Source organism: Yokenella regensburgei ATCC 49455, assembly GCF_000735455.1.
GTDB lineage: Bacteria > Pseudomonadota > Gammaproteobacteria > Enterobacterales > Enterobacteriaceae > Yokenella > Yokenella regensburgei.
The window spans coordinates 79,640-90,867 of sequence record NZ_JMPS01000023.1 but is presented as its reverse complement, the minus strand read 5'-3'; the positions used below and the strand labels follow the sequence as shown (position 1 = coordinate 90,867).

The 11,228-nt window shown below is 54.4% G+C and carries 13 protein-coding genes; 4 read left to right on the top strand and 9 right to left on the bottom strand.

All coding sequences use genetic code 11. From position 1 onward, the window contains the following. Nucleotides 1-90 precede the first annotated feature (90 nt). On the bottom strand, nucleotides 91-996 hold the full coding sequence (mak, locus tag GYRE_RS07305) for a fructokinase (protein WP_038254201.1): 906 nt from the start codon (nucleotides 994-996) through the stop codon (nucleotides 91-93). A gap of 94 nt (nucleotides 997-1,090) precedes the next feature. Between mak and rdgC the strand changes: the two genes are divergently transcribed. After that, nucleotides 1,091-2,002, top strand: coding sequence for a recombination-associated protein RdgC (gene rdgC / locus GYRE_RS07300; protein ID WP_006818732.1), 912 nt, complete (start codon nucleotides 1,091-1,093; stop codon nucleotides 2,000-2,002). A 38-nt stretch (nucleotides 2,003-2,040) separates the two neighbouring features. On the opposite strand, the gene ppnP is transcribed toward rdgC, so the two are convergent. The 3 genes from ppnP to aroL form a co-directional block, all read right to left on the bottom strand. Next, nucleotides 2,041-2,328 carry a pyrimidine/purine nucleoside phosphorylase gene (gene ppnP / locus GYRE_RS07295; RefSeq protein WP_006818731.1) on the bottom strand — a complete coding sequence of 96 codons (288 nt, stop codon included), beginning with the start codon at nucleotides 2,326-2,328 and terminating at the stop codon, nucleotides 2,041-2,043. 76 nt (nucleotides 2,329-2,404) lie between these two features. Further along, a complete protein-coding gene (locus GYRE_RS07290) occupies nucleotides 2,405-3,082 on the bottom strand; it encodes an AroM family protein (RefSeq protein WP_006818730.1) in 678 nt (225 codons plus the stop codon). Nucleotides 3,083-3,360: 278 nt separating this feature from the next. Then, on the bottom strand, nucleotides 3,361-3,885 hold the full coding sequence (gene aroL / locus GYRE_RS07285) for a shikimate kinase AroL (RefSeq protein ID WP_038254300.1): 525 nt from the start codon (nucleotides 3,883-3,885) through the stop codon (nucleotides 3,361-3,363). 348 nt (nucleotides 3,886-4,233) lie between these two features. Here aroL and GYRE_RS07280 point away from each other — a divergent pair, with 348 nt between their 5' ends. After that, nucleotides 4,234-4,935 (top strand): DUF2076 domain-containing protein, encoded by a 702-nt coding sequence (locus GYRE_RS07280; RefSeq protein WP_038254198.1) that lies wholly within the window; start codon nucleotides 4,234-4,236, stop codon nucleotides 4,933-4,935. Here GYRE_RS07280 and GYRE_RS07275 read toward each other — a convergent pair. Next, a complete protein-coding gene (locus GYRE_RS07275) occupies nucleotides 4,932-5,390 on the bottom strand; it encodes a YaiI/YqxD family protein (protein WP_038254196.1) in 459 nt (152 codons plus the stop codon). The two genes, GYRE_RS07280 and GYRE_RS07275, sit on opposite strands and share 4 nt — an antisense overlap. Nucleotides 5,391-5,466: 76 nt before the next feature. On the opposite strand from GYRE_RS07275, the gene proC reads away from it, so the two are divergent. Continuing rightward, entirely contained in the window at nucleotides 5,467-6,276 is an 810-nt protein-coding gene (proC, locus tag GYRE_RS07270; RefSeq protein ID WP_006818726.1) for a pyrroline-5-carboxylate reductase, read from the top strand. Nucleotides 6,277-6,336: 60 nt separating this feature from the next. Here proC and GYRE_RS07265 read toward each other — a convergent pair whose 3' ends face one another. The 4 genes from GYRE_RS07265 to GYRE_RS07250 form a co-directional block, all read right to left on the bottom strand. Next, the gene (locus GYRE_RS07265; protein ID WP_006818725.1) at nucleotides 6,337-6,684 is read right to left on the bottom strand and encodes a PsiF family protein; all 348 of its coding nucleotides are present in this window, start codon (nucleotides 6,682-6,684) and stop codon (nucleotides 6,337-6,339) included. Nucleotides 6,685-6,778: 94 nt separating this feature from the next. After that, complete coding sequence (phoA, locus tag GYRE_RS07260) at nucleotides 6,779-8,209, bottom strand: alkaline phosphatase (RefSeq protein WP_006818724.1); 1,431 nt, start codon at nucleotides 8,207-8,209, stop codon at nucleotides 6,779-6,781. A 73-nt stretch (nucleotides 8,210-8,282) separates the two neighbouring features. Next, the gene (iraP, locus tag GYRE_RS07255) at nucleotides 8,283-8,543 is read right to left on the bottom strand and encodes an anti-adapter protein IraP (RefSeq protein ID WP_006818723.1); all 261 of its coding nucleotides are present in this window, start codon (nucleotides 8,541-8,543) and stop codon (nucleotides 8,283-8,285) included. 234 nt (nucleotides 8,544-8,777) lie between these two features. After that, nucleotides 8,778-9,977 (bottom strand): multidrug efflux MFS transporter, encoded by a 1,200-nt coding sequence (locus GYRE_RS07250; RefSeq protein ID WP_006818722.1) that lies wholly within the window; start codon nucleotides 9,975-9,977, stop codon nucleotides 8,778-8,780. 143 nt (nucleotides 9,978-10,120) lie between these two features. Between GYRE_RS07250 and ddlA the strand changes: the two genes are divergently transcribed. Next, nucleotides 10,121-11,215 carry a D-alanine--D-alanine ligase gene (gene ddlA / locus GYRE_RS07245; protein WP_038254192.1) on the top strand — a complete coding sequence of 365 codons (1,095 nt, stop codon included), beginning with the start codon at nucleotides 10,121-10,123 and terminating at the stop codon, nucleotides 11,213-11,215. Nucleotides 11,216-11,228: the final 13 nt, after the last annotated feature.

The following is an 11,228-nucleotide window of genomic DNA, read 5'->3' as shown; positions in this document are numbered from 1 at the left end:
CTACGCTTTTCCAGGCCCGATAAGCAATGCGCATCGGGCACAAGCCGGATGCGGCTGCGCCTTATCCGGCCTACAATACAGCCCCGAATACTACAGCGGCCACAACCATGCGGCGCCGCGCACGCCGCTGGAATCGCCATGCATGGCTTTGCGAATCGGGGTTTCGCACTCGCCGCCAAACACCCAGTTTTTCACAAGCTCTGGCACCGTCTGGTACAAACGATCGACGTTGCTCATCCCACCGCCGAGCACGATAACGTCCGGATCGAGAATATTCACCACGTGCGCCAGCGACTTCGCCAGTCGCTGCTCGTAACGGCTCATGGCCTGCTCTGCCAGCAAGTCTTTCGCCTCGACCAGGCGCATAATCTCACTCCCGGCAAGCGGCTGGCCGCTAAGACGCTGATAGTCCGTCGCAAACCCGGTACCGGAGATAAAAGTTTCAATACACCCTTGCTTACCGCAGTAACAGGGAACCTCTGCGCGATAGCGCAGTTCATCTTCATCCATCCACGGCAGCGGGTTGTGCCCCCACTCACCGGCGGTGCCGTTACCACCGATATGCGCGCGACCGCCAAGCGCCACGCCCGCTCCGCAGCCGGTACCAATAATGACCGCAAACACCGTCTGTGCCCCGGCGGCAGCGCCGTCAACGGCTTCAGATACCGCAAGACAGTTGGCGTCGTTCGCCAACCGCACTTCCCGGTTCAGACGACGGCTCAAATCCTTGTCGAACGGCTGACCGTTAAGCCACGTAGAGTTGGCATTTTTAATCACCCCGGTATAGGGAGAAAGCGACCCGGGGATCCCCACGCCGACCGTCGCGCGCTCGCCTACGGTGGTTTCTGCCATTTCGACAAGCGTTGCAATCGTTTCGATGGTGTTGTGGTAGTCCTCACGCGGCGTCGGCAGACGGTGCCGGTAAAGCTGTACGCCTGCGTTGCTGAGCGCAATCACCTCAGTTTTCGTGCCGCCTAAATCAATCCCAATTCGCACAGATAGCCCCTCTGAACCTGATTAACAATGCAAGCATACCGACAATTCGCTATCATGCCCGCAGGATTTAACGACAAAGCCGTGGAAAAATATCATGCTGTGGTTCAAAAATTTAATGGTTTACCGTCTCAGCCGCGACATCACCCTGCGCGTTGAAGAGATGGAAAAACAGTTAGCCGGGCTGACATTCACCCCGTGCGGTAGTCAGGATATGGCGAAAACCGGTTGGGTACCGCCGATGGGCTCACACAGCGATGCGCTGACCCACGAAGCCAACGGGCAAATCATCATTTGCGCACGCAAAGAAGAGAAAATTCTGCCTTCTCCGGTCGTTAAGCAGGCGCTGGAAGCCAAAATTTTCAAGCTGGAAGGCGAACAGGGCCGTAAACTGAAAAAGACCGAAAAAGACGCCCTGAAAGACGAAGTGCTGCACTCTCTGCTACCGCGCGCGTTCAGCCGCTTCAGCCAGACCATGATGTGGATTGACACCGTCAATGGCCTCATCATGGTGGACTGTGCGAGCGCCAAAAAAGCGGAAGACACCCTGGCGCTGCTGCGTAAAACGCTCGGCTCACTGCCGGTCGTGCCGCTGGCGATGGAGAACCCAATTGAGCTGACGCTGACCGAATGGGTACGCTCTGGCGACGTTGCCCAGGGCTTCCAGCTGCTGGATGAAGCCGAACTGAAGGCGATTCTTGAAGACGGCGGCGTTATCCGCGCCAAGAAACAGGATCTGGTCAGCGACGAAATTGCGGTGCACATTGAGGCCGGGAAAGTGGTCACCAAGCTTGCTCTCGACTGGCAGCAGCGCATTCAGTTTATGCTTTGCGACGACGGTTCCCTGAAGCGCCTGAAGTTCAGCGACGAACTGCGCGATCAGAACGAAGATATTGACCGCGAAGACTTTGCCCAACGCTTTGATGCCGATTTCATCCTGATGACCGGTGAACTGGCAGCGTTGATTAAGAGTCTGGTTGAAGGGCTGGGCGGCGAAGCCCAGCGCTAAGCAGCTTAGAATAAAAAGCCCGGCGATTGCCGGGTTTTTTATTTCAGATAACGGCAGAGATAAGAGGTCGGCTCTGCAACCTGCAGATGAAACTCGCTGCTGCCAGGTACGTTAAAGCTCTGACCCGCGTTATACACCTTCCACTCCGTTTCCCCCGGCAGTAAAACGTTTAACGCGCCGCTGACCACCGTCATCTCTTCCGGTTGTGCGGTACTGAAGGTGTATTCACCCTCTTCCATAACCCCTACGCTGGCTTTGCCCGTGCTGCTGCTGGTAAACCCGATAGACTTCACTTTACCGGAAAAGTATTCGTTACTCTGAAGCATAGACTGGCCCTTTTTTTCATATGGTTAGCCTTCAATATAGGGGGCAGTGACGACCGCTGTCACGCAATATTATTGCTTAAACCAGCAGCTCAGAGGCCAGCCGGGCCACCAGCATGTTCGACAGTAAAACCGGGACATCCAGCGTCTTTTGCAATAGATCACGATGCTTTTGGCTATAGCCCATACAGTCGAGCATTAAGACGTCAGCACCGCGCGCAATCAACTCGCGACCAGCCGCAACAAAATGCGCATCGCTGTCCTCCCGTGGGTTGGCAAGCGCATAGTGCGGCGTATGCTCAAGGGTCTGCCATTTTTGCTGTTGCGAAGGGATAAGTTCCTCTGCCGGCACCATGACCCCCACCTGATGTCCGTCAACAATAGAGGCCACCAGCGGTGGGATAATCCGTAAAGGTTCCAGAAGTATGGCGTTGTGTGCCACCAGCCCGCGGATAGGGGCGGTGCTCATGAACAGGATCACGTCGTAATCCTGGTTGTCGAGGACCTCAATCACGGCCTGCAGATCGCGTTCGACCTTCATTCTTGAGACCTGGGCAAGGTCGTTGTCATTGAGAAGCGTCAGAATCGTCTCCTCACCGGGTTCTACCGCGTAATCTTCCATAACGTCGTCACGCGCCATCTTCCCCAACAGACTAATATGGGTGATTTGGTCTTCCCTGATATGCTCAGTTAAAAACGGCATTGATTCACTGACTGGCACCACGCCAATCGTCAGGATCGCCAGACTTGCACTCATGTTATGTACCTTCTCACTACGACTGCTTCAACAACAGGCTACCGCTGACTCCCGCCCCCCTGATGGCAAAAATACAACCGTTCAAAAGCGTAGCAGCTGCATCGTCCTCCGATATGTAAAGATTCCAAATGCTTCCCAAACGCCCATGATATATCTTCATATTAACCTTTCATTAACACTTTAATTAAGTCAAAAGTGTGATGAAGGTAGAAAGTTTGCCGAAGCGAAGGAAAAAACAGCCTGAAGGCCCCACAAAGCCTGCGGGGCATAGAAAGGTATTAACTGGCGCGGGCGACCTGCAGTGCGGTCAGGATCTCATTCACCACCTGCTCTGGCGAGCCGGAGGCATCAACAATATGGTGCGCCGTTTCGCGGTACAGCGCATCGCGCTGCGCCAGCACTTCACGCACCTCTTCACTGATCGGCTTGCCGGTGAGCGTTGGGCGTTGCGCATCTTCTGGAAACGCCTCCAGCCTTCCGGAAAGCACAGAAACCGCCGCTTTCAGGTAAATGACAACCCCGTGACTGCGCATAAACTCCCGATTACAGGCCGCCAGAATAATTCCGCCGCCGGTCGCAATCACGGTGGAAGGATGAGTGACCGACTGTAAGGTTGCCGTTTCCCGTGCCCGGAAACCCTCCCAGCCCTCCTGCGTCACGATATCCGCCACGGACATCTGCGCACGTGCCTGTAAAACCTGATCGGTATCGACAAAGGCAAAACCGCAGGCGCGAGTGAGCGCTTCGCCAACGGTCGTTTTCCCGCAACCGCGGGCGCCAATAAGAAAAATAGGTTGAGTCATAACCATAACCTGGGGATCCCCCTGGTACCGCAATGTGCGGAACATACGTTCAAAGAATAGTGTACCATCAAGCGAGTACATCGCAACGTGTCAATAAACGGTTACAACACTGCTTCATTGCTGATTAAAGTGGTTCACAAATAGCGCTATGAGCGCCAGAAAGAGTGTAAAGTTTTTATGTCACTCAGTGTTGCGCCAACCTTACATTAAACAATTACCTTTTGACAAGCTTCTGTCTGCTGCAATCGGTAACACATTTATGCGTAGCTTTACGCTCAACACATTTACACGGCGAATAATTCAGACAAACTACAAAGGTAGATTCACACTGTTACAGAGGGATGTACCATGCAATCTGAAGAGCAACGCCTTATTGATGGGCTGTTTTCACGACTGAAACAAGCCGAGGCTAACAGCGCACCGCGCGATGCTACAGCCGAGGGCGTTATTGCGCAACATGTGAATGCGCAACCTGCGGCGCCGTACTATATGGCGCAGACTATCCTGATTCAGGAAGCTGCCATTAAGCAGCTCAACGATCGTATTCAGGCGCTGGAAAGCGAAGTCTCGCAGCTTCAGTCCGCAAAACAGAGTAGCGGTGGCTTCCTGGCCGGTCTTTTTGGCGGCAGTAATGCCAGCCCGCAGCCTCGCGCAGCGGATCCGATCCCAGGAGCAGATCAATACGCACAGCAATATGGCCAGCGTGCGCAAAACGCCGCGCCAATGGGCCAGAACTATGCCCCTGCGCGCGGTGGCAGCGGTTTTATGGCGGGTGCTCTGCAAACCGCAGCCGGTGTGGCCGGCGGGGTGGTGCTGGGTAACGTGCTGATGAATATGTTCGGCGGCTCGCATCCGCAGGAGATAGTCAACATCATCGAAGAACCGCAGCAAACGCCGCAGACCGATACCGCGCAAGCGGCGGATAACAACTTCCAGAACGACGACAGTCAGACCTGGGCGCAAAACGATAACGGCCAGGACGACTCGTTCTTCGACAACAATGATTTTGGTGGTGACGACTACAGCAACGATGACGACAGCTGGGTTTAACCCTGCTGGCGTTTCACCTGCAGCAGCCACTTTTCCAGCTCGGCAGCAAACTGTTGTCTGTCGCGCTGGGACAAACTGTCCGGGCCACCGGTCTGAATACCGCTGGCCCGCAGCGTATCCATGAAATCACGCATCGTCAGCCGCTCACGAATGGTCGCTTCGCTGTAGCGCTCACCCCGCGGATTCAGCGCAACGCCTCCCTTAGCCAGTACTTCTGCCGCCAGCGGTATATCCGCGGTGATCACCAGATCGCCCGCTTCGCAAAGGCGCACAATTTCGTTATCGGCAACGTCAAACCCGGCAGGTACGCGCATTGAACGGATAAATCGTGAAGGAGGAACGCGTATATTCTGGTTAGCGACCAGCGTCATCGGTATCTGCGCCCTGTCGGCGGCGCGAAAGAGAATTTCTTTAATGACGTTCGGACACGCGTCCGCATCTACCCAGATTGACATGGTAACCTCTGATTTCTGCACAACATGATAAGCTATATCCTGAATAATACAGAACAACGAGCTGAGGGAGAACGAGATGGACAAGAAGATCGGTTTTATCGGCTGCGGGAATATGGGGAAAGCGATTCTCGGCGGGCTCATTGCCAGCGGTCAGGTGCTGCCGGGTCAGATCTGGGTCTATACCCCATCACCGGATAAGGTCGCAGCGCTCCAGCAGGAATACGGTATCAACCCGGCGGAAAGCGCGCAGGAAGTCGCACAGGTAGCCGACATCGTCTTCGGTGCGGTAAAGCCGGGTATTATGGTTAAAGTGCTGAGCGACATCGCCTCCAGCCTGAATAAAGACTCTCTGGTGGTCTCCATTGCCGCCGGGGTTACACTGGAACAGCTGGCACGTGCGTTGGGACACGATCGTAAAATCGTACGCGCCATGCCGAACACCCCATCTTTAGTGAACGCCGGGATGACCTCGGTGACGCCGAACGCACTGGTCACTACGGAAGACATCGCTGACGTGCTGAACATTTTCCGCTGCTTTGGTGAAGCCGAAGTCATTGCCGAGCCGATGATCCACCCAGTGGTGGGCGTCAGTGGTTCAGCGCCAGCCTACGTATTTATGTTTATTGAAGCGATGGCAGACGCGGCGGTGCTGGGCGGAATGCCGCGGGCGCAGGCCTATAAATTTGCCGCTCAGGCGGTGATGGGATCGGCCAAAATGGTGCTGGAAACCGGTAAGCATCCGGGTGAGCTGAAGGATATGGTCTGCTCCCCTGCCGGTACCACGATTGAAGCCGTGCGCGTGCTGGAAGAGAGAGGATTCCGTTCTGCGGTTATCGAAGCGATGACCAAATGTATGGAAAAATCGGAAAAGCTCAGCAAGTCCTGATTCGTGCCCCAAAAAAAAAACGGGTGAAGTCAGCTAGCTTCACCCGTTTTAGCGTCTGGCTTATTTTTTCTTCAGACAGTCGCTCATAAAGGTCTTACGCGCATCACCTTTCAGAGCTTTTTTGGAAGCTTCTGCGTTACAGGTGCCCATCTTTTGCTGCTGCGGGGTCAGGCTTTTTTCGTTAGACGGAGAGGAGCCATTTTTCAGGCAGTTGCTCATATACGTCTTACGCTCATCACCCTTCATGCTTTTCGCCGTCGCCTGCTGGTTACAGCTGGTCATGCGCTGCTGCTGCGGGGTCATCGTCTTCTCTGCCGCCGCAGGTGCCGCAGCGGTGGTTTGCGCCGCTTGCGCGGTAGCCATACCTGTCATCCCAACCAACAGAGCTGCCAGTAACATCATTTTCATAGCACAATCCTTTTATAAGTTATTCCCGTTAATTCTGGACGTTTATGGGAAAAAAACCACCCGACAGGCACGATTTTCCTGTCGGGTCAGAGGATTATTTCAAACCCAGCGCATTTTTCATGGTGAAGAACAGATCGGTCTGATCGGTTAATCCCACTACGTTTGCCGCCTGCGGGCCGTAAGCCGCAATGCGCAGCTGCGTGCCGGTATGCTCCATGGACTCTTCTTCCGAGTTACCGTAGCTCATCACCATGACCGCGCCGTCTTTGGTGTTCAGCGCCTGGGTCAGGCCCGGAGCTTTAGTTTCCGGCGGAATAATCTGGCTGGCGTGGGCGTGGTCAGCGGTCACGATAACCAGCGTGTTGCCATCTTTTTTGGCAAATTCCAGCGCTTTCTGTACCGCCTCATCGAGGTCGACAGTTTCGCCAATCTGGCCACATGGGTTTGCCGCGTGGTCTTGTTTATCAATAGACGCGCCTTCTACCTGCAGGAAGAAACCTTTCTCGCCGTTACTAAGCAGTGAGATAGCCTTCTCGGTCATCTGGGCAAGCGTCGGTACGCTGGCATCGCGTTTCGGGTTTGGCGTACAGGTGACGGCAGCTTTATCGATATTGCCGTGGTAAGAGGCTTTTGGCCCTTCCCAGCGGACCGGCATGTTGCCGTCAGAAAACAGCCCGAGCAGCGGTTTGTCCTGGTTAGCATCGGTGATGGCCGCCAGCGTCTGGGCGTTATCAACCAGCTGATAGCCGCGAGCCTGCGCCTGCTCACGCAGGGTTTTCCCCGCCCAGTCACCTGCCGTCGCCGTTTCGGCGAAGGTTTTCGCGCCGCCACCTAACGTGACATCAGGACGCGCATTCAGCAGTTGCTCGGTAATCGAGCCTTTACCGCCCTTCTCCAGCGCATTGCTCGGGCATTTTTCACTGGTTACGCTCGGGCCATAGCATTTACGTGAGGTCACATGAGAGACCAGCGCCGCCGGGGTGGCATCCTGCAGTTCGGCGGTTGAAACGTTACCGGTTTTCAGCCCCGCCGCCTTCGCCATTTCGAGGATGGTCACGTGGTCTTTTTCGTGAATATCAACGCCCAGCGCGCCGTTATAAGTTTTTACCCCGGTACTCCAGGCGGTTGCCGAGGCGGCAGAATCCGTCACGTAATCCGGCTTACCGGTTTTTTTATCCAGCGCATAGTGGGTGTACTGACCGGTGAGCGGCAGTGCATCAATCCCTTTAAAATATCCGCCCGCCCCTTCAGCATAATTTCGCGCCGCCGTTATTTCCGAATCCCCCATTCCGTCGCCAATCAGCAGAATAATATTTTTGGCTGGACGCTCGCTAATTGAAGCGCGCAATGCTTCAGTCTGGTCACCAGATAAACGACGGGCACCACCAGGCGCGGTGATATCGCCCTGGGCGGCACGACTTTCCAGCCCCACGGAAACCGGGGCATCAGCGCTGAATACAGGGGCAGAAAACAGAGGTAATAAGGCAATAAATAAGGCGGAATGTTTCACTTTTATCTTCTCCATGTAATAAACAGAGAGACTTTATAAAAGCCAGATGACACTCTTATGACAGCACCCGCGATGGCGGGGTAAGCGTTTAGCTACGCGGATGCCGTAATAGCTTTTTTATATATTGCTGCAGCAATTCACTATCGCGGTCAGAGACCTGAGTCTGCGGCTTCACCTGATCCATAGCAGATTCAATATCACTAATCAGCGTCTGCTGTTCATCCTGACGCATATGCCGGAGCAGCGCCGTCACCACAATTTCCAGAGCCTCAACCTGTGCCACCAGCTCCTTTGACTCTTCTTCCTTTTCGGCAAGCTTTAACAGCAATTCCGCGATCAGATTTTTCATGGCGCTATATCCTTATCAGACGTTCATTGACGTAAGCGGTATGGCCCGATAATTCCTGGCGTGAACCGGTATTATTTTTATAAAAAATAAAAAAATGCAAATAAAAAAGTCAGCGAAACGTTTTTATGATACTTCGCAGGCAATACTGTGCTAATTGTCGGGTAAACACAAAGCTCCGATAATTACGATATAGTATATATCTGGCAGCAATTAATTTATTGCTGCCAGTAAGCATCAGGCTTTTGTGAGCCGCTGCTGGCGTAATGCAAAGCTCAGCTGAATGACATTTATCAGCACCACGATAGCCGTAGCGACAAATACCCAACGGAAACCGGCCATAGCGGATACCGAGGCACCAATAAGCGGTCCAGCGACATTTCCGAGGTACATAAACGACTGGTTATAACCAAAGATCCGCCCGGTGACCTGATCGCTGGAATATTTAAGCAATAACGTTTGTACCGCCGGCAGCATCGCGCCATCGGCAAAGCCAAGCAGAAACCGCAGGATACCCAGCTGCAGCGGCGAAGTGACAAACGACATGGCAAAGAACATCACCACCGCGCAGCACAGCGTCGCCAGCAGGATCCTGGCAGTACCGATGCGATCGCCCAGTTTGCCCAGTTTTGGCGCAGAGATAAGTGCCGAGATACCCGGTACCGCGGCAATCATGCCGCTTAAAAAGGCGATATTGTTGCTGTCTGGCGCCATTGATTTAATAAACAACGCCAGAATCGGGCCAATAGAGCCGTTGCACATTTGAATGACCATGGTGGTCACGAAAAGGCTAATCACCAGGCCTGGATACGGCAGGGAAGCAAATACCGCTTTACCGCTAAGCCGTTCCGCCTTCGAAACCTTAGGCCGCCCGCCCTCTTTAATCAGAAACAGCGTCACCAGGAAGCTCACGGTCAGCAGAAATGCAGTAATGAAGAAAACCGCCCTGAGCCCGACGTGGTCGGCGAGGAAACCGCCGAGCAGCGGCCCACCGATAACGCCGCTAATTTGTGCCGTCGATAACGTGCTGAGCGCCCAGCCGCTGCGCTCACGCGGCACCTGCGAGGCCACCAGCGCCATGGCGTTTGGAATATACCCAGAGGTCAGCCCCATCACCGCCCGCAGAATAAACAGCTGCCAGACGTTGGTGGCAAAGGCCTGCAGCAGAATGGCAATAGCCATGCCGAGGGACGCGCGCAGCAGCATCAGCTTGCGGCCTTTGCGGTCTGCCAGGCTGCCCCACATCGGCGAAACGATCGCGGAAACCAGGAACGTGACGCTGAAGGTCAGCCCCGACCACATCGACAACGCTTCATGCGAAGTCACGCCAAGCTGTGAGACATAGAGTGGGAGAAACGGCAAAATTTGGCTGATAGCAAGCCCGGTGAAGAAACAACCAAACCAGACCGAGATGAGATTAACCTTCCAGGATTCCATAACTGCGCAATTTATTCAGATGCTAAATTTGTTAGCCAGCTTATCAAATTTCAACGTGGCCAGAAGTAAAAGATTATGGCAGATACACTGAAATTGACGTGGTATGTTATGTGTTTTGGAATTTTAGACGGATGGTAGTTGAGATGGCTAAGTTGCGGGTGGGCATTGTTTTTGGCGGTAAATCAGCAGAACACGAGGTGTCGTTGCAGTCGGCGAAAAACATCGTTGAAGCAATCGATAAAACAAAGTTTGACGTGACCCTGTTGGGAATTGATAAGCAGGGCCAGTGGCACATTAACGATGCCAGCAGCTACCTGCTCAACGCCAATGACCCGGCACGTATCGCGCTGCGCCCTTCCGACGTAACGCTGGCTCAGGTGCCAGGTAAAGTGTCCCAACAGCTGATCGATGCCGGTAACGGCCAGCCGCTGCCGGGCATTGATGTTATCTTCCCGATCGTCCACGGTACGCTTGGCGAAGATGGTTCCCTGCAGGGCATGCTGCGCATGGCCAACCTGCCATACGTCGGCTCCGACGTGCTGGGCTCCGCCGCCTGCATGGACAAAGACGTGACTAAACGTCTGCTGCGCGACGCCGGTCTGGCGATTGCGCCGTTTGTCACGCTGACCCGCGCCAACCGCGATAAAATCAGCTTTGCCGATATCGAATCCCGCCTCGGCCTGCCGCTGTTTGTGAAACCGGCAAACCAGGGGTCTTCCGTTGGCGTCAGCAAAGTCACCAGCGAAGCGCAGTATCATACCGCCGTGGCGCTGGCGTTCGAGTTTGACCACAAAGTGGTGGTTGAGAAAGGAATTAAGGGCCGTGAAATTGAGTGTGCGGTACTGGGTAATGACTTCCCGGAAGCCAGCACCTGCGGTGAGATTGTGCTGAACAGCGAATTCTACGCCTACGACACCAAGTACATTGATGACAACGGTGCTCGCGTGGTGATCCCGGCGGATATCGATAGCGCGGTGAATGACAAAGTGCGCGCCATCGCCATACAGGCCTATCAGACGCTGGGCTGCAGCGGTATGGCGCGCGTTGACGTGTTCTTAACCGAAGACAACGACGTTATCATCAACGAAATCAACACGCTGCCTGGTTTTACTAACATCAGCATGTATCCCAAACTGTGGCAGGCGAGCGGTCTGGATTACACCTCGCTCATCACCCGTCTGATTGAGCTGGCGCTCGAGCGCCACCGCGCTGACAACGCGCTGAAAACCTCGATGTAGCCGTTCAGGTATA